The following is a 17862-nucleotide window of genomic DNA, read 5'->3' as shown; positions in this document are numbered from 1 at the left end:
GCGGGCTCCGCCAGGCTCTGGGCCGGCTGATCGTGGTCAGGGCGCCGCTGGCCGCCGGGCCTCGGCAAGCGCGACGAGCCGCTCGGTGTTCAGGCAGGAGGTCAGGCAGCGTTCCTTGGCGTCGCTGGTGAACCGGGCGGTCCAGTCCGTGAAGCCGCCGTCGCCGAGTTCGACCTCGTCGGCGCCGTTGCCAGCGGTGATCCGCAGCGCCGCGTCGACGTAGTAGCCCCGGCCGCGTCGGCGCTCCGGTTCGTCCACCAGCGGCACGCCCGCCGGGCCCAGCGTCGGCCGGACGGTGTCGGCGATCCGTTCCCCGACCACGGGGCTGTCCAGCAACGTCAGGCGCACCCGGGCCGCCGCCGACGGCGGCAGCAGGGTGGCGAGCACCGTGCGCCAGTACGCCAGGTGCAGGGTGAGCAGCCGTGCCTCGGTGCGCCCCGAGCCGGTGTCGCGGGCGCTGGAGACCAGCGTGAAGAGCCGGAAGTGCGCCGACCAGGTCGGCCCGAAGTCCTGCGCCCGCAGCACCCGGTGGCAGGCGGCCAGGTGCACGGTGCCGCCGGCCGGCTGTTCCCGGCGGCGCACCGCGGCCTCGATCGCGAGCGCGTTGGTGGGGTCGCTGAGCACCTCGGTGGCGCGGAAGGTGGTGACGATGCGGTTCTGGCTCATCGGCGTGACGACTGAGCAGGTGCCGATCGGCGCGACGGGGGAGAGGTCGACGCCGGCGAACTCCGCCGGGAGTAGTTCCCACAGGCGGGCCTCGACGGCGGCCAGCGCGCGGGGGTCGGCCGCCGCCGGCCGGGTGAAGCGGTCCGTGCGCCAGCGGCGGACCAGGTCCGCCGGGCGTACCGCCGCCGCCCGGTCCCGGGCCACCGCCAGCAGCAGCGTGCGCAGGTCCGCCGGGCTCAGGCCGGCCAGGGCGCTCCGGGTGTCGTCCGGCAGTCGCGACCAGACCCGCCGCTCCGCGTCGTCCATGCCGGCAACCCTGTCGTACGCCCCGCCTGCCGTCCACCGGATTCGGCGGCTGCCGGCCGCACGGCCCGCGTCGCGGCCGGACCCGGTGGTGGCCTCCCCCGGGGACCCGGGGGAGGCCGTTACGCGGGCGACGCGCTCGTCACCTGGGACGATTCGGGCCGGTGCGGCCGAGGCGACGGATCGCCTGGGCGCGCACCGGACCACGGGTCGGTCAGGAGAGCGCGCAGGCCGCGCCGTTGACGGTGATCAGGCCGGGCGCCGGGTTGGCGCCGCCGCCGGTCACCGCGTTGAAGCCGAAGGTGACGGTGCCGCCCGGGGCGATCCTGGCGTTGTACGACTCGTTCTTCGCGGTGACCGTGGCCCCCGCCTGGGTCGCCTTCGCCAGCCACGCCTCGCGTACCTTCTGGTCGCCGGTGAAGGCGAAGCGGGCCGCCCAGCCGTCGATCGCGCTGGTGCCGGTGTTGCGGATGGTCACCTGGGCGGTGAACCCGGTGCCGCCCTGCCAGGCGCCGTAGTTGGTGTACGTGGCGGAGCAGATGGGCGCCGGCACCGCCTTCGAGTCGCCCTGGTCGGCCAGGAACGAGGCGATCCAGGCCAGCGCCGAGTTCCAGTTGATGGCCACCTCGTTGGTCGCGTACGAGTTGATGTCGTCGACGTAGCAGAACATCGGCTTGCAGCCGGCGAGCAGCTTGGCGGCGAACGGGTCCTGCAGGGCGGCGTTCGGGCCGCCGGCCAGCGAGCCGGCGGGCGGCTTCGGCAGGTCCGGGTCGAGCTGGTGGCCGAAGATCCGGCTGTGCTGGTTCTCCGCCGCGTGCTCGCCCCACCCGGTCACGTACGAGATGTTCAGCGCGTTGCGGCCGAGGACGTAGTCCATCGCCTGCACCGCGCCGTCGCGGTACTTCGCGTTGCTGGTCAGGTCGAAGGCGGTGGCCAGCACGACCGCGTTGTTGATGATGTTGCTGTTGCCGCCCCAGAAGTAGCTGTCCGGGTCGCCGGGCATCGGCAGCCCGTACGCCTGCCGGGCCGCCTCGGCGAGGTGGGCGTCGGCGGCGGCGGTGACGGAGGCGCGGACGCGGGCCAGGTCGGCGGCCGGCAGTCCGTTCGGCACGGTGGCCAGGTCGAGCCGGCCCAGCGCCGCGACGCCCTGCCAGCCGAAGCCGCGCGGGTCGAACACGTTCCCGGTGTGGTGCGGCGACGCGGTCAGGTCCGCCAGGTACGGCTGCTCCCCGGTGGTCAGGAAGAGCTCGGCGGCGGCCCAGTAGAACTCGTCGGTGACGTTCGTGTCGTCGTACGCGCCGCCGCCGGTGCTGTCGGCGGGGCTGGCGTACCGCGTCGGGTTGGCCTTGGCGGCGGCGTAGGCCGTCTTCGCCGCCGTGCCGCAGCGCTTCGCGAAGGCCGCGTCGTAGGGGGCGAAGAGCCGCGCGCACTGGGCGGCGACGGCGGCCAGGTTGAGGGTGGCGGCGGTCGACGGCGGGTGCAGTTCGCGCTGCTCGGGGTCGTCGTGCGGGGCGAGCGGCAGCCCGGTCCAGTTCCGGTCGTGGATCTTGTGGTGGGCCATCCCGGCGAGCGGCTTGCCGGCCGGCACCTGCATGCGCAGCAGGAACTCCAGCTCCCAGCGGGCCTCGTCGAGCACGTCCGGTACGTCGTTGCCGCGCTCGGGCACCCGCAGCGTGCTGTCGCCGAGGGCCGCGCCGTGCCCGGCGGTGGCGGCCGTGCGGGTCCGCTCGAAGGTGTTCAGCAGCTGGTAGGTGGCGATGCCGCCGTTGACCACGTACTTGCCGTGGTCGCCGGCGTCGTACCAGCCGCCGCGCACGTCGAGGGAGTAGTCGCAGACGCCCGGCTGGCAGGGCACGGAGGTGTCGCCCTTGTTGGGCGCGACGCCGAGGTGCCCGGCCGGGCGGGCGTACTCCGCGCCGATCAGGTCGCCGTCGATGGCGATGCCGCTGCGCTGGGCGTAGAAGAACTGGAGGGAGTCGGCGCGCAGCCGGTCGTAGAGGGTGCCCGAGATGTCGAAGGGGTGGCTGGTCTCGCCGTCGACGGTCAGGGTCAGCCCCGTCCCCGGGGTCCGGTACGACGAGAAGTCGAGCGTCTGCACGTTCTGCCCGGAGGCGGCGTCGACGCCGCGCGGGGTGGTGCTGCCGCTGGCCAGGACGGTGCCGGCGGCCGACTTGAGCTGCCAGGGCAGGGCGTCGGTCGCCGACGTGACCACTGTGGCGTTCTTCGGTCCGCCGGGCAGGTAGCCGACCTGGTTGACCCGCACCCGTGGCCCGGTGTCGGGCACGTACGGCGCGGGCGGGTCGCCGCCGCGCAGCGAGACGTCGTCGAGGCAGACGGTCTGCTCGGCCGCGTTGCCGCCGACCTGGAAGATCAGTTGGGCGGCGGGGTTCGCCTCGGGCACCGTGAACGTCTTCTCGAACCGCTGGGCGGTGCCGCCGGCGGTGGCGTCGACGCTGGCGTACGTGGTGTAGGGGGCGGTGCCCAGTTGCAGGACGGCCTTGACGGCGGTGCCGGGGGTGGCGGAGACGTCGAAGCCGAGCGTGTACTCGGCCCCGGCGACCAGCGGCACGCCGTCCTGGCCGATGCCGGCGTCCCACGGGTTGGCCAGGCCGCCGGGCACGGTGGCGCAGAGCCGGCCGTCGGTGACCGCGAGCGGGCCGGTGCCGTAGGAGAACCAGGGGGACACGCCGGCGCTGAAGTCGCCGTTGTCGATCTGCTCGGGGGCGTCGGGGGGCGGTTCGGCGTGGGCGGTGCCGGCGGTGGCTCCGGTCAGGGCGAGGGCGGTCGCGGTCGCGAGCAGTGCGAGGCGACGTCGGGATGGCGTCACGGGTGTTCCTTCCGGACGACTGCGGGGACGGGGGATGGCGGTAGCGACCTGGGAGCGCTCCCAGGCCCTGTCGATGGTTCCAGTGCCGCCGGCACCCTGTCAATCGATCCGGCTGGATGGCGTGGACCAGCCCGACGGGCCCCCGGGACAGTGAGATTCACCGCGCGACGCGCCGAGGTCCTGATCTCCTAGAGACAACTGAGCCCTCCGCCTGGCAGGCTGCCACCCATGACCCTGAAGCTGCGCTCCGTGGGAACGAGCGACCGTGGGCTGATCCGCAGCGGAAACCAGGACGCCCTGCACGCCGGCACCTGGCTCGTCGCCGTCGCCGACGGCATGGGCGGGATGGCGGCTGGCGACCTGGCCAGCGCGATCGCCATCGACGCGGTCGCTCCGCTGGACGTGGAGACCCCGGAGCACGCGCTGGTGGCCGCACTGCAGAGCGGCATCCAGCTCGCCACCGAGCGGATCCACCAGGCGGTCGCCGAGGATCCGGAACGCCAGGGCATGGGCACCACGCTGACCGCCCTGCTCTTCGCCCGGACGGGCAGCTGCCTGGCCCTCGCCCACGTCGGCGACTCCCGCGCCTACCTGTTCCGCGAAGGCGTGCTCAAGCAGATCACCCGGGACGACACGTTCGTGCAGATGCTCGTCGACCAGGGGGTGATCACCGCCGACCAGGCCAGCAGCCACCCACGCCGGGCCGTGGTCACCCAGGCGTTGCAGGGCGAGGAGGTCTCCCCCTCGTACGCGACGATGGTGCCGTGGGCCGGGGACCGCTGGCTGCTGTGCAGCGACGGGCTGTCCAACGTCGTCCGCCCGGACACCCTCGCCGAGGTGCTCGCCGAGCACCCCGACCGCGCGGACTGCGCCCGCCGGTTGATCGACCTGGCGCTGCGCGCCGGCGGGCCGGACAACGTCACGGTGGTCGTCGCCGACGTCGTGCAGGAGTGAGCGAGCGTCGCGAGCGAACCAGCCGGTTCAGCGCTCTGGAGCCTCGTGACGACATGAGCCCGTTCAGCGCCGGCGCGGGGTGGCGTGCCGGGTGGGCGGGGCCGTGGTCGGGTCCTCCGGCCACGGGTGGCGCGGGTAGCGCCCGCGCAGCTCCCCGCGTACCTGCGGATAGCCGGTGCGCCAGAAGGAGGCCAGGTCGGCGGTGACCGCCACCGGCCGCCCGGCCGGCGAGAGCAGGTGCAGCAGCACCGGCACCCGGCCGTCGGCGATGCGCGGCGCGTCCCGCCAGCCGAAGGTCTCCTGGAGCTTGACCGCGAGCACCGGCGCCGCCGGGTCGGCGTAGTCGAGCCGGATCCGCGATCCGCTCGGCACCGCGATCCGCTCGGGCGCCACCTCGTCCAGCCGCGCCGCCAGCGCCCACGGCAGCAGCCGGCGCAGCGCCCCGGCCACGTCGAGGCGGGCCAGGTCGGCGCGGCGGCGGGCGCGGGCCAGCTCCGGGCCCAGCCAGGCGGGCGCGTCGGCGAGCAGCGCCTCGTCGCCCACGTCGGGCCAGTCGCCGCCGAGCGACTGCCGACAGAACGCCAGCCGCTCGCGCAGCGCCCGCGCCGCCGGGGTCCAGGTCAGCAGACCGAGGCCGGTACGACGCAGGCCGGTCAGCAGGGCCCCCGCCACCTCCGCCGGGTCGGGCCGGGCGATCGGCCGCTCGACCAGCTCGATCGCGCCCAGCCGCAGCACCTCCCGGGCCACCACGTCCTCGCCGGCCCAGCCGACCTCCCGCTCGGTGCGCAGCAGCGGCCCGCCCGCCTCCCGGGCGGTCGCCTCGTCGAGCGGGGTGGCCAGCCGCACCCGGGCGGTCGGCGCGCCGGGGGAGCGGTCCGCCACCGCGACCGCCAGCCAGTCGGCGCCGGCCAGCCCCGACCCGGGCGACAGCTCCGCCGCGGTCCCGCCGCTCATCAGGTACGCCGAGCCGCCCGGCCGCCGCACCCGGGCCAGCCGCTCCGGGTGGGCCAGCCCGACCAGCAGCCCGGCGGCCAGGTCGTCGGTCAACCGGCCCGCGTCGCCGGCCCGTGCGGGGTCGCCGGCTGACCTCGCCCGGCCGGGGCCTCCCGCCGTTGCGTCGGAAGCAAGGGGCGGGCGGCCCCGGTCAGGCCGTCGCGACTGCGCGTCGGGCAGGGCGGCGCGCAGTCGGCGTACCTCCGAACGCCAGCGGGCGGTGGCGCCCGGGTCCGCGCCCGCGCGTAGCCGGCGCCACGCGGCGGTCAGGTCGTCGCCCGGCCCGGCGGCGGTGTCCTCGGCGAGCAGCGCCACGACCTCCGCCGCCCGGTCCGCCCCCACCCGGGCGGCCCCGTCGAGCAGCGCCCGGGCCAGCCGGGGATGCGCCCCGACCGCGGCGATCGCCCGGCCCCGGTCGGTTATCCGCCCGTCGGCGTCGAGCGCGCCGAGGGTGGTGAGGGTGTCGCGGGCCACCGTCATCGACGCCGCCGGGGGCGGGTCGGGCAGGGCCAGCCCGGCGCCGTCCGGCGAACCCCAGGCGGCCAGCTCCAGGGCGAAGCCGGTCAGGTCGGCGGTCGCTATCTCCGGCTCCGGCTGCGCGGCCAGCCGCTCGTGGGTCGCCGCCGACCAGCAGCGGTAGACGTGCCCGGGCGCCTCCCGGCCCGCGCGGCCGGCCCGCTGGGTGGCCGCCGCCCGGGACACGCCGACGGTGACCAGGGCGCCCAGGCCCCGGGCCAGGTCCATCCGGGCGACCCGGGACAGCCCGGCGTCCACCACCACCCGGACGCCCGGCACGGTCAGGCTGCTCTCCGCCACCGCCGTCGCCAGCACCACCCGCCGCCGGTCGGCCGGGCGCAGCGCCGCGTCCTGGTCAGCGCCGCGCTGCCGGCCGTGCAGCGGCAGGACGGCGACCGCGTCGCGCAGGTCGGCCAGCCGGCCCGCGACGGCACCGATCTCGCCGGCACCGGGCAGGAAGACCAGCACGTCACCGTCGCACTCGCGCAGGGCCCGGCGCACCGTCGCCGCGACGTGGTCGAGCAGGCCCCGGTCGACCGGGCCGGCCCCCGGCGCGGCCACCGGCCGGGGCGGCGGCGCCCAGATCCGGGTCACCGGGTGCAGGGCCGAGGACGCCCGGACGATCGGCGCGGGAGCGCCACCGCCGCCGAGCAACGCGGCGAAGCGGTCCGCCTCGGGGGTGGCCGACATCGCCAGCAGCCAGAGGTCGGGGCGCAGCGCGGCCCGGGCCTCCACCGCGAACGCGAGCGCGAGGTCGGCGTCGAGCTGCCGCTCGTGGCACTCGTCGAGCAGCACGGCGCCGGTGCCGGCCAGCTCGGGATCGCGGTGCAGCCGCCGCACCAGCAGCCCGGTGGTGACCACCTCGACGCGGGTCCGCGGTCCGCTGCGGCGCTCGCCGCGCACCGCGTACCCGATCCGCTCGCCGAGCGGTTCGCCGAGCAGCGCGGCCATCCGGCGGGCCGCCGCGCGGGCCGCCACCCGGCGCGGCTGGGCGACCAGCACGCGACCGGGGACCTCGTCGGCCACGGCCAGCGGGGCGAGGGTCGTCTTGCCGGTGCCGGGCGGGGCGACCAGCACCCCGGCGCCGGCGCCGCGCAGCGCCGCGACCAGCTCCGGCAGCACCGGGCGTACGGGCAGGTCGAGGGGTACGTCCGAGAGCACGGCCCAGTCTCGCACCGCCCGGGGAGAGGCTCAGCCGGGGCGTACCCCGTCGACGCCGGTGACAAAGGCGCGCCAGGCCGACGCCGGGAAGGCCAGCACGGGGCCGGGCCGGTCCTTGCTGTCCCGGACGGCGATCCGGTCCCCGGCGGCGGCGACCTCCACGCAGTTGCCGTTGCCCACGCTGCGGCTGCTGGTGCGCCACTGGGCGCGGGTCAGGTCGAGCGCGCTCATCGCGGTACCCCCGTCTGTGCCGGCGCGCCGCGTCAACGGTCACGCAAAGTGACGAGAAGCTTCCGTCAGGCGGGTCAGGGACGCCTCCGGACCGAGTGCCATCCGGCACATCTCCTCGTGCACAAGGCTATACCCGCGCACCTGTCCGGCCTCCTCCAGAGCCAGCCCCATCGTGAGGTTTTCCAGGTAAACCACGGCCGCGTCGGCGGTGTCGGCGAACGTCAGCACGACGTACGGCGCGTTCATCGCCGGATGCCCGCCGGCGGAGAACGGAAGTACCTGGAGGGTCACGTTCGGTAGTTGAGAGACCTTCGCGAGGTGGGCCATCTGGTCGGCCATCACGGCGTTGCCGCCGACCGGGCGGCAGAGCACCGCCTCGTTGAGCACCACGGACAGCTCGACCGGATTGTCGCGGTGCAGCACGTTCTGCCGATGCAGCCGCGCGGCGACCTTGCGCTCGATCCCGTCCTCGCCCGCGGTGCGCCGGAAGACCTCCCGCGCGTACGCCTCGGTCTGCAACAGCCCGGGCACCGCCTCGACCTCGTACGTGCGCAGGCTCGCCGCCTCCGCCTCCAGCCCGACGTAGAACTCGAACCACTCCGGCAGGACGTCGCTGTACTTCTGCCACCAGCCGCGCTGCTGCGCCCCGCGGGCGATCTCGATGAGCGCCTCGGCGTCGGCCCCGGTCACCTCGTACAGCGCCAGCGCGGCCCGGACGTCGCGCGGCTTGATGCCGATCTGGGCGTTCTCGATGCGGGAGAGGTTGCTCTTGGACATGTCCAGTTGCCGGGCGGCGACGTCCAGGGTCATGCCCGCGCGCTCGCGCAACTGGCGGAGTTCCCGGGCGATACGGCGGCGGCGGACGGTGGGGCTCGCGGTCACCCTCCGAGTCTGTCACGGCAAGATCCGCAGGTGGGCCCAGCACGGAGTGCAACTTCCATAAACGGGAGTTGCGTTGCAGTCACGGCCGGTGCATCCTTGCCCGGTTGCGAACACTGTGGACAACCCGTGCGGGAGGACCGGTTGCTCATCGCCGACGAGTTCTTCCTGATCACCCACAACGACAGTCGGGGCAAGGCGAAGCTGCACCCGACGGCGACCGGCCTCGGCCTCGCCGCAGGGCTGCTCGGTGAACTGGTCCTGCGTGGACACGCCACCGTCTCCGCCGGGCTCGTCACGGTGCTCGACCGTCGCCCGCCGGCGGACGCGCTGGCGCACACCGTGCTGGACCAGCTGGTCGGTGAGACGCAGCAGCACCCGGTGCGTACCTGGCTGAGCTTCCTGGCGCAGACCGCCACCACCTCGGTAGGCGAGCGGCTGGTCAGAGCGGGGGTGCTGCGCCGGCAGGAGACCCGGCGGCTGCTGCGCACCACCGTCAGCTACCTGCCGATCGACCTCAACGCGGTGGCCTGGCCGGCCACCCGGCTGCGCGCCCTGCTCGACCGGCCGGAACCGCCGAGCGTGCCCGACGGGACGCTGCTGGGTCTGGTCGTCGCCGCCGGGCTGAGCCGCGAGGTGCTGTGGAGCGCCGGCCCCCGGGCACACCACCGGCTGGGCGTGCTCATCCCGGCGCTGCCCCCGCCGCTGCGGGAACTCGTGACGCACACCGAGGCCGCCGTCGGCGCCGCCGTGCTGCGCGGCGTCGGCTGACGCCCTCCACCCCTCCCTCCCCTCGAACCGGAGTCCGCGTATGTCGACACCAACGCTCGCCCGACCGAGCAACGTCTCCGAGGCTCTGGCCCGCGGCCGGCTCGGTGTGCCGTCGGTGATCTTCTTCGTCCTCTCCGCCGCCGCCCCGCTGACCGTCGTGGCCGGCGTCGTCACCACCGGCTACGGGGTCGTCGGGGTGCTCGGCATCCCGCTGGCCTTCCTGACGGTGGCCGCGGTGCTCGCCCTCTTCTCCATCGGATACGTGGCGATGGCCCGGCGGATGGCCAACGCCGGCGCGTTCTACGCCTACGTCGCCCGCGGGCTGGGCCGACCGGCCGGCGTCGGCGCCGCCTGGGTGGCGCTGATCGCGTACAACGCCCTCCAGGTGGGGCTCTACGGCACCATCGGCGCCGCCGCGGAACCGGTGCTGGGCCGCCTGTTCGGGGTGGCCCCGGCGTGGTGGGTGGTGGCGCTGGTCGCCTGGGCGACGGTCGGCGTGCTCGGTCTGCTCCGCATCGACCTGAACGGCCTGGTGCTCGCGGCGCTGCTGGTCGCCGAGATGGTGGTGATCGTGGTCTTCGACCTCGGGCAGCTCACCCACCCGGCCGGCGGGGACGTCAGCTTCGCCGCGCTGTCACCGGAGAACCTCGTCGTGCCCGGCGCCGGCGCGGTGCTGGTGCTGGCCATCCTGGGCTTCGTGGGCTTCGAGTCCGCCGTGGTGTTCAGCGAGGAGAGCAAGGACCCGCGGCGGACGGTGCGGTTGGCCACCTATCTCTCCATCGCCATCATCGCGGGGATCTACGCGCTGTCGTCGTGGAGCATGACCGTCGCCGTCGGGCCGGACCGGATCGCCGCCGAGGCGGGCGAGCAGAGCATCGGACTCATCTTCAACCTGGCCGAGGCGCACCTCGGGGGCACCGCCGTCACCATCGGTCAGGCGCTCTTCCTGACCTCGGTGCTCGCCGCGATGATCTCCTTCCACAACACCACCGCCCGGTACACGTTCGCGCTCGGCCGGGAGCGGGTGCTGCCGGCCGTGTTCGGGCAGACCTCGCCGCGCACCGGCTCGCCCCGGGCCGCCTCCCTCGCGCAGAGCGCGCTCGGCCTCGTGGTGATCCTGCTCTACGCCCTCAACGGCTGGGACCCGGTGGTGCAGCTGTTCTACTGGGTCGGCACCGCCGGCGGCTTCGGGGTGCTGCTGCTGATCGCCACCACCTCGGTCGCGGTGATCGCCTTCTTCGCCCGCAACGGAGTCAACGAGACGCTGTGGCGGCGCGCGGTCGCCCCCGGACTAGCCGCCGTGGCCCTGGCCGTGATCGTCCTGCTTGCGGTGGTCAACTTCGCCGACCTGCTCGGGGTGGCCCCGGACTCGCCCCTGCGCTGGGCGGTCCCGGCGGTCTACCCGGTCGCCGCGCTGCTCGGCCTGCTGTGGGCGCTGGTGCTGCGCGGCAGCCGCCCCGACACGTACGCCCGGATCGGTCTGGGCGCGGAGAGCGTGGCGGTGACGGCGCCGCCGCCGGCCGGGCATCTCGGCGGGCCCGTCCCGAGCGGGACGGCGGCGCGGCGGTGAGCGAGGTACGGATCGAGCGGCTCGGGCCGCGGGAGACGTCGCTGGTGGCCGGCCGGATCGCCGAGGCGTTCATGGCCCTCGACGCGCCCCGTTGGCTGGTGCCCGACGCCGCGCGGCGGCAGTCCGTGCTGGCCGGCAACTTCGCGATCCTGGTGGACCACGCGATGCGGTACGGCCTCGTCCACGCGACCGCGGACCGGGCGGGGGTCGCGGTCTGGTTCCCCTCGGTGGGCGACCCGGCCCCGCCGCCGGAGGACTACGACGCCCGGCTGGCCGCGGCCTGCGGGGAGTGGACCGACCGGTTCGCCCACCTGGACAAGCTCTTCGAGGCCCACCACCCGCACCCCGACCACCACCACCTGGCGTTCCTCGCCGTCGCACCGGACCGGCAGGGACAGGGGCTGGGCAGCGCGCTGCTGCGGCACCACCACGCCGTCCTCGACGCCGAGGGGGTGCCCGGTTACCTGGAGGCGGCCAGCGAGACCGGCCGCGACCTGTACGCGCGGCACGGCTACCAGGTCGCCGAGCCCTTCCACCTGCCCGACGGCACGCCGTTCTGGCCGATGTGGCGGGAGCCCAGCCGCGCGGCGACGGCGGCCGGGCAGCCCGCCTGAACGACGGCGCCCGGTGCCACCAGCCCGAGCGGCGACGCCCGGGTCACCCCCCGCGAGAGGGTGACCCGGGCGTCGTGCCGCCGTGGCGAGGCACCCGCCCCGGACACGACGATGGCCGGGCCCGCCGGCCCGGCCATCGCCCACCACCCCTAGTACGTGCCGTCGAGCTGCCCCCGCAGCTTGGTCAGCGCGCGGGCCAGCAGCCGGGACACGTGCATCTGCGAGACGCCGATCTGATCGGCGATCTGCGACTGCGTCAGGTTGCCGTAGAACCGCAGCGTGAGGATCTTCTGCTCCCGCTCGTCGAGCGTGGCCAGCGCCGGGCCGAGGGCGACCCGCAGCTCGGCCAGCTCGAACTCGCCGTCCACTCCGCCGAGCATGTCGCCCAGCTCGGTCGCGCGGTCGCCGTCGCCGGTCGGGGTCGAGAGCGAGACCGCGTTGTAGGCGCGGGCGCCCTCCAGGCCCTCCAGCACCTCTTCCTCGGTGAGCTTGAGGTGGGCGGCGATGTCGGCCACCGTGGGCGAACGGCCCAGGGTCTGCAACAGCGAGCTGTTGGCGTCGGAGATGGCCAGCCGCAGCTCCTGGAGCCGGCGGGGGACCCGGATGTCCCAGGTGCGGTCGCGGAAGTGCCGCTTGAGCTCCCCGATGATGGTGGGGATCGCGTAGCCGGCGAAGTCGACGCCGCGGGACGGGTCGAACTTGTCGATCGCCTTGATCAGGCCGACCGCGGCGGTCTGGGCCAGGTCGTCGGTGGGCTCGCCCCGGCCGCTGTAGCGGTGCGCGAGGTGGTTGGCGAGCGGCAGCCAGGCCTCGATCGCCTTGTCGCGCAGGGCGGCGCGGGACGGGTGGCCGGCCGGCAGCGCGGCCATCGCGTTGAGCAGGTCCGCGGCGCTGTCGGTGAGCGCACGCGGGTCGAGCTTCTGGGCGGTGCTCGGCGCTGTCGTGGCCGCCGGCTCGCTGATCGTTGGCGCGGTCATGGGTGGTCCTCCCTGCACCTCGTCCGCGGATGAAAGACGTGACGCTTAGGTTTAAGTTCAGATGTCCGTTCGGGAGTCACCTTAGCCCGATCGGTATGACGAAATCTAGCCGAAAGTACGATGTACTTAAGTAATTTTCCGGCACGGACGGCGTGAATCGGGCGAAGCGGCCTCGGATTGTGGGCTGGCTTACGTCGGACGTACGGTCAGCCGGCCCCGCCGGACATCGACGATGTCGCATCCGGGCGGCCCGGACCGGCCGGCCGAGCGGTCACGGTCACCCCGGATGACCGGCGCCGATTGTCGGCTTTCCGTCGTTGTCCCGTCCACGAGACGGGCCGTAGCGTGCGGGTACCCGCCCCGCTCCGGAGGTGCCGTGCTCGACCCCGCCGCCCCCCATCTCGTCGTCAACAGCCGCACGCTCTTCTTCGGCTGGCTGCCGGCGGACCCGGACGCGGTCGCGGCGCTGGTGCCGGCCGGGCTGCGCCCGTCGGCCGACCGCCTGGTCTTCATGAACCAGTACGTGGTCGACGACGAGAGCCAGACCTCCGGCTTCGGCGCGTACTCGCTGACCTACCTCGGGGTGGCGCTGGCGGGGGTGGACGCGCCGGGCGGGATCAACCCCGGCGGCTGGTGGACGGACTACGTGACCTGTAGCGCACGGGTCCGCGCCTACGCCGCCGCACGGGGGGCGCCCGCCGTCGTGGGCCGGACCCGCATCGAGCACCACGACGGGGAGATCGTCGCCGAGACGGAAATCGACGGCGTACCGGTGATCCGGGCCCGCTGCCAGGTGGGCGAGACGGGCCGGGCGATCAGCAGCGGCCACCACCGCTACTTCACGGCGCGCGACGGGCAGCTGCTCAGCGCCGTCTACCCGTACGTCGCCGAACCGGTCGACCCGTTCGTGATCGAGTCGGTGGAGTTCCTGGAGCCGGCCCACCCGATCTACGCGCTCCGCCCGGAGAACCCGCTGACCATCGGCTTCGGCTTCTACTCCCCGCGCGCCTCGTTCGCCTATCCCGGTGGGCTGACGGTGCACACCGCCGACGCCGGCCCCGTCGGGGCCGAGCCCGCCCGCAGCCGGGCCGACGCCCTCTTCGTGCCCGTCTGACGGTCAGCCCCGTGCCGGGCCGGAGCGCTCACCACGTGCCCGCCCGCCGGGCCCGCAGCGGCCGGCCGTCCGGGTCGTAGACCAGCCGGTACGCCGGCAGCGCCCAGGCCCGGGTGTACCAGGGCAGCCGTTCCGCCCGGTGCGGCAGCAGCCGGCCCGGGGGCCGGGGACCGGCCTGCCCGTCGTCGTACCACCGTTGCAGCGCGTCGGCGGCGGCCCTGATCGCCGTTACGGCGTCGGCCGGGTCGATCAGGTCGGCGTCCTCGCCGCCGTCGGGGTCGCGGTCCAGGTGCTCGCGCCACAGCCGCAGCCGCAGGTCCCGGGCGAAGACCCGGGCGCCGTCGCCGAGGCCGGCCGGGTCGGTCGGCGCCCGGTCGTCCCGGGTGCCGTCCAGCACCGCGCAGGACAGCTCGCTGTCGTGCGTCCAGGACCGGCGGTTGAAGTTGTCGCTGCCCACGCTGGCCCACACGTCGTCGACCACGCAGACCTTGGCGTGCACGTAGACCGGGGTGCCGGCGTGGTTCTCCACGTCGAGCACGTGCACCCGCTCGGGGGCCGCCCGCTCGCAGAGCGACAGCGCCTGCTCGCGGCCCACCATGTTGGGCGGCAGCGCCAGCCGGCCGTCCACGTCCGGGAACCGGGGGACCACGGCGACCAGGTGCAGGTCGGGATTCTCCCGCAGCGCCCGGGCGAACAGGTCGGCCACCTCGCTGGACCACAGGTACTGGTCCTCCAGGTAGATCAGCCGCCGGGCCCGCCGGACCGCCTTGGTGTAGCCGCGGGCCACCGTGCGCTCGCCGTCGGGGGCGAAGGAGTAGCGGGGCCGGACCGCCGGGTAGGTGCGGAGCACCTGGACGTCGTGCGGGCCGCAGGGCGGCGGGTCGGCCGGCTGCGGCGGCAACGGGTCGGGCCGTAGGTCCGCGCCGCGCAGCCGGTCGCGCAGGTAGGCGAGGGGGTTCTCCGAGTCCAGCGGCATCGGGTCGGTCCAGCGCTCCCGGAAGGTGGTGTCCAGCGCGCCCACCACCGGCCCCCGCACCGCGAGCTGCACGTCGTGCCAGGGCGGGTGGTCGCCGTAGCGGGCGGACATCTGCACCGCCTGCGGGTCGCCCAGGTGCGCGGCGTCGTCGCGGCGGCTGTGGCACAGGTCGATCCCGCCGGCGAAGGCGACGTCCCGTTCCGGCGCGCGCAGGTGCCGCAGCACCACCAGCTTCTGGTGGTGCGAGCCGCCCCGGCGGACCCGCTGGTCGAGCAGCACCTCGCCGCCGGCGGCGGAGACCGTCTCGCTCAGGTTGCGGTTCTCCGCCTCGCTGTAGGCCAGGAGGTCCAGGTGGGAGCGCCAGATCAGGCCCTTGACCACCACGCCCCGCTGCGCGGCGCGCGCGAAGAGCTGCGCCACGGTCGGCCCGTCCGGGCGCAACCGCTGGTCCGGGTCACCCCGCCAGTCGGTGAAGAACAGGTGGTCGCCGGCCTCCAGCGCCTGCACCTCGTCGACCAGCCGGTCGAAGTACGCGGCACCGTGAATTAACGGCTCGGCAAGGTTTCCGCTGCTCCAGACGGGTAACTCTGACACCGGGTTGGCGCGTTCGGCTGCGCTCAGGAACCAGTTGCGCGGTGCCACCGTTCCAGCCCCCCGAGGTCGACAACGTCCTCACGGTAGGACCCGTGTCGCGGGTCCGCATCCCGGCCGGCACTCCGGTGACCGGTCGGACGGCCCCCGACAGCCCGCCCGATCACGACGCGAACACCGAGGAGGCAACACCATGCCCGGCGAGACGACGAACCCCGTGACCGAGTACCGCGAGCAGGCGGTCGAAAGCGAGCGGGGCGCGCTGGTGACGGTGTTGCTCATGGTGATCCTGGGAGTCGCGGGCATCTTCGCCGTCTCCTGACGCGCCGGTGGGCGCCACGTCCCGACGCGCCGGTGGGCGCCACCCGGCCGTGCCGGGGGCGCCCACCGCCCGCGCGTGGGATCAGGGCCTCGGGGCCTGGCCGTCGGTGTGCGGCAGCCGCTCGGCGGGGACGACACCGAGCCGGCCGGCCTTGAAGTCCTCGAACGCCTGGAGCAGCTCGTCGCGGGTGTTCATGACGAACGGGCCGTAGTGCGCCACCGGCTCCCGGATCGGCTCGCCGCCCATGATGTAGAGGTCCAGCGTCGGGGTGTGGCCGTCCTGGCTGGCGTCCGCGGTGAAGGTCAGCGCGTCGCCGGGGCCGTGCACGGCGAGCTGCCCCGTGTGCACCGGCCGCCCGTCGGTGCCCACCGTGCCCCGTCCGCCCAGCACGTAGACCAGGGCGTTGAAGTCCGGCCGCCACGGCAGGTCGACGCGGGCACCCGGCTGCACGGTGACGTGCGTGATGGTGATCGGGGTGTGGGTGGAGCCCGGCCCCCGGTGCCCGGCGATCTCGCCGGCGATCACCCGGATCAGCGCGCCGCCGTCGGGCGTGGTCAGCAGGGCCGCCTCGCGACCCCGGATGTCCTGGTAGCGGGGCGGGTTCATCTTCGCGGCCCGGGGCAGGTTGACCCAGAGCTGGGTGCCGTGGAACAACCCGCCACTCATGACGAGGTGCTCCGGCGGCGCCTCGATGTGCAGCAGGCCGCTCGCGGCCGTCATCCACTGGGTGTCGCCGTTGGTGATCGTGCCGCCGCCGCCCTGCGAGTCCTGGTGGTCCATGATCCCGTCGATCATGTAGGTCACCGTCTCGAAGCCGCGGTGCGGATGCCAGGCGGTGCCCTTCGGCTCGCCCGGGGCGTAGTCCACCTCGCCCATCTGGTCCAGGTGGATGAACGGGTCCAACTCGCTCACCGGCACGCCGGCGAACGCCCGGCGGACCGGGAAGCCCTCGCCCTCGTAGCCGCTGGGCGCGGTGGTCAGCCGGCGGACCGGGCGGAACGCGGTGGACTCGTCGAGCCTGGGCAGGCGGGGCAGGACGAGCACGTTGTCGACGGTGATGGCGGGCATCGGGGGCTCCTCAGCTGTGCGGGTGGGCGGTCGACGCGTCGCGGTCCGCGCGCAGGCGCCGGCCGAGTCGCTCGAAGATCCGGGTGAGGCAGGCGACCTCGGCGTCGTCGAGGTCGTCCATCAGGTGGGCGCGCACCGACCGCAGGTGGTGCGGGGCGGCCTCGCGCAGGGCCAGCAGCCCGGCGGCGGTGAGCACGGCCTCGCTGCCGCGGCGGTCGTCGGGACAGGACTCCCGGGCGACCAGGCCGCGCCGCTGCATGGTGGTGATCTGGTACGTCAGCCGGCTGGGCGAGAAGACCAGGCGGCTCGCCAGCTCGCCCATCCGCAGCCGCTGGCCCGGCGCCTCGGAGAGCAGGACGAGCACGTGGTAGTCGGCGAAGGTGAGCGCGCTCTCGGCGCGCAGGTCGTCCTCCAGCCGTGTGTAGAGCCGCTGACTGGCCTCGATGTAGGCGCGCCAGGCGGCGAGTCGGGTGCTGTCCAGGCTCTCGGTCACGCCACGACAGTAGCACTATTTCAAAATTTAACTAGTGTCCTGTGGGCGCGGTCACCCGCGACGCGGCGATTCCGTTCAGCTTTGAAGGGTGCACCCGGACCGGGGCGGGGCCGCCGCCGACCCGGACCGGCCGGCGCCGGCGTCCGCCCGGGGCGGACGCCGACGTCCGGACGACGGGCCCGGGGCGGTCGCGGCCGGCGGACGCCACCGGCGTGGGCCTCAGCGGGCGGGCGGTGCGGCCGCCATGTGCATCCGGCCGAGCAGCTGACGCGCCTGCTCGGCGAACTGGGCGTCCACGAGGACGGCGTACTGGCCGGCGCGCAGCGAGCTGGCCGAGGTGAAGTCGCGCCGCCCGCCGGTCATCGCGTGCGCGACCGCGCCGAACACCGCTCCCCAGATCGCGCCGACGACGAGCCCGACCAGGATCGCCGCGACCCAGTTGCCGGCGGTGAAGATGCCGAACAGCAGCCCGATGAAGAGTCCGAACCAGGCCCCCGTGCCGGCACCCGCCAGGGCCGCCCGCCCCGTCGTCATCCGGCCGAGCACGGTCTCGACCAGGGTGAGGTTCGTGCCGACGATGGCGCTGTGTTCGACCGGGAACCGGTTGTCCGCCAGGTAGTCGACGACCCGCTGGGCCGACGGATAGTCCGGATACGAGCCGATCGTCACGGTGGGCGGACCGGTCTGTGGGCCGTGCCCGTCGTGACCGGGGCCGCTCGGGCGGCCGGCCGGACCGGACGGGAGGGTGTCGCCGCCCGGCATCCCGGGCCGCCATGCCGAGGTGGGACTCGACGGTGTGGTCATGAGTTCCTCCTTCGTCACCGCCCGCGTTCCCG

16 protein-coding genes are annotated in these 17862 nt (G+C 74.7%); 6 read left to right on the top strand and 10 right to left on the bottom strand.

Annotation, left to right across the window (positions count from 1 at the left end):
• Window positions 1-36: 36 nt before the first annotated feature.
• Together ACLQ20_RS23380 and ACLQ20_RS23375 are read right to left on the bottom strand one after the other, a co-directional pair.
• Window positions 37-972 (bottom strand): hypothetical protein, encoded by a 936-nt coding sequence (locus ACLQ20_RS23380; RefSeq protein ID WP_425857687.1) that lies wholly within the window; start codon window positions 970-972, stop codon window positions 37-39.
• A 211-nt stretch (window positions 973-1183) separates the two neighbouring features.
• Entirely contained in the window at window positions 1184-3796 is a 2613-nt protein-coding gene (locus tag ACLQ20_RS23375; protein ID WP_425857686.1) for a glycoside hydrolase family 9 protein, read from the bottom strand.
• 228 nt (window positions 3797-4024) lie between these two features.
• On the opposite strand from ACLQ20_RS23375, the gene ACLQ20_RS23370 reads away from it, so the two are divergent.
• Window positions 4025-4750, top strand: coding sequence for a PP2C family protein-serine/threonine phosphatase (locus tag ACLQ20_RS23370; protein WP_151456716.1), 726 nt, complete (start codon window positions 4025-4027; stop codon window positions 4748-4750).
• Between the two features lie 63 nt (window positions 4751-4813).
• On the opposite strand, the gene hrpB is transcribed toward ACLQ20_RS23370, so the two are convergent.
• The 3 genes from hrpB to ACLQ20_RS23355 are packed head-to-tail and all read right to left on the bottom strand — an operon-like array spanning window position 4814 to window position 8533.
• Window positions 4814-7420 (bottom strand): ATP-dependent helicase HrpB, encoded by a 2607-nt coding sequence (gene hrpB / locus ACLQ20_RS23365; RefSeq protein ID WP_327031187.1) that lies wholly within the window; start codon window positions 7418-7420, stop codon window positions 4814-4816.
• A 30-nt stretch (window positions 7421-7450) separates the two neighbouring features.
• The gene (locus ACLQ20_RS23360; RefSeq protein WP_132235920.1) at window positions 7451-7651 is read right to left on the bottom strand and encodes a DUF397 domain-containing protein; all 201 of its coding nucleotides are present in this window, start codon (window positions 7649-7651) and stop codon (window positions 7451-7453) included.
• A 39-nt stretch (window positions 7652-7690) separates the two neighbouring features.
• Window positions 7691-8533, bottom strand: coding sequence for a helix-turn-helix domain-containing protein (locus ACLQ20_RS23355; protein WP_151456261.1), 843 nt, complete (start codon window positions 8531-8533; stop codon window positions 7691-7693).
• Window positions 8534-8659: 126 nt separating this feature from the next.
• Here ACLQ20_RS23355 and ACLQ20_RS23350 point away from each other — a divergent pair, with 126 nt between their 5' ends.
• Genes ACLQ20_RS23350 through ACLQ20_RS23340 form a run of 3 tightly spaced genes read left to right on the top strand, consistent with a single transcriptional unit; the run spans window position 8660 to window position 11485 of the window.
• Window positions 8660-9301 carry a GOLPH3/VPS74 family protein gene (locus tag ACLQ20_RS23350; protein ID WP_151456262.1) on the top strand — a complete coding sequence of 214 codons (642 nt, stop codon included), beginning with the start codon at window positions 8660-8662 and terminating at the stop codon, window positions 9299-9301.
• Between the two features lie 40 nt (window positions 9302-9341).
• A complete protein-coding gene (locus ACLQ20_RS23345) occupies window positions 9342-10871 on the top strand; it encodes an APC family permease (RefSeq protein ID WP_425857685.1) in 1530 nt (509 codons plus the stop codon).
• Window positions 10868-11485: a GNAT family N-acetyltransferase gene (locus ACLQ20_RS23340; protein WP_327027616.1), complete on the top strand. Its 618-nt coding sequence runs from the start codon at window positions 10868-10870 to the stop codon at window positions 11483-11485. The genes ACLQ20_RS23345 and ACLQ20_RS23340 overlap by 4 nt, the downstream gene beginning before the upstream one ends.
• Before the next feature lie 149 nt (window positions 11486-11634).
• Here the strand turns inward: ACLQ20_RS23340 and ACLQ20_RS23335 are convergent, their stop codons facing one another.
• Entirely contained in the window at window positions 11635-12462 is an 828-nt protein-coding gene (locus tag ACLQ20_RS23335) for a SigB/SigF/SigG family RNA polymerase sigma factor (protein WP_151456265.1), read from the bottom strand.
• A gap of 376 nt (window positions 12463-12838) precedes the next feature.
• On the opposite strand from ACLQ20_RS23335, the gene ACLQ20_RS23330 reads away from it, so the two are divergent.
• Window positions 12839-13576, top strand: coding sequence for a hypothetical protein (locus ACLQ20_RS23330; RefSeq protein WP_425857684.1), 738 nt, complete (start codon window positions 12839-12841; stop codon window positions 13574-13576).
• A gap of 28 nt (window positions 13577-13604) precedes the next feature.
• On the opposite strand, the gene ACLQ20_RS23325 is transcribed toward ACLQ20_RS23330, so the two are convergent.
• Window positions 13605-15194 carry a phospholipase D-like domain-containing protein gene (locus ACLQ20_RS23325; protein ID WP_425857683.1) on the bottom strand — a complete coding sequence of 530 codons (1590 nt, stop codon included), beginning with the start codon at window positions 15192-15194 and terminating at the stop codon, window positions 13605-13607.
• A 142-nt stretch (window positions 15195-15336) separates the two neighbouring features.
• Here ACLQ20_RS23325 and ACLQ20_RS23320 point away from each other — a divergent pair, with 142 nt between their 5' ends.
• The gene (locus tag ACLQ20_RS23320) at window positions 15337-15465 is read left to right on the top strand and encodes a hypothetical protein (protein ID WP_255474758.1); all 129 of its coding nucleotides are present in this window, start codon (window positions 15337-15339) and stop codon (window positions 15463-15465) included.
• Window positions 15466-15546: 81 nt separating this feature from the next.
• On the opposite strand, the gene ACLQ20_RS23315 is transcribed toward ACLQ20_RS23320, so the two are convergent.
• From ACLQ20_RS23315 to ACLQ20_RS23305, 3 genes are all read right to left on the bottom strand, one after another.
• Entirely contained in the window at window positions 15547-16533 is a 987-nt protein-coding gene (locus ACLQ20_RS23315) for a pirin family protein (protein ID WP_151456267.1), read from the bottom strand.
• A gap of 10 nt (window positions 16534-16543) precedes the next feature.
• Window positions 16544-17026 carry a MarR family winged helix-turn-helix transcriptional regulator gene (locus tag ACLQ20_RS23310; protein WP_151456268.1) on the bottom strand — a complete coding sequence of 161 codons (483 nt, stop codon included), beginning with the start codon at window positions 17024-17026 and terminating at the stop codon, window positions 16544-16546.
• A gap of 219 nt (window positions 17027-17245) precedes the next feature.
• Complete coding sequence (locus ACLQ20_RS23305) at window positions 17246-17830, bottom strand: general stress protein (protein ID WP_151456269.1); 585 nt, start codon at window positions 17828-17830, stop codon at window positions 17246-17248.
• Between the last annotated feature and the right edge of the window lie 32 nt (window positions 17831-17862).

Source organism: Micromonospora sp. DT46 (assembly GCF_049841735.1).
GTDB classification, from domain to species: Bacteria; Actinomycetota; Actinomycetes; order Mycobacteriales; family Micromonosporaceae; genus Micromonospora; species Micromonospora reichwaldensis.
The sequence above is the reverse complement of the archived record's forward strand: the minus strand, read 5'-3'. Positions and strand labels throughout refer to the sequence as shown.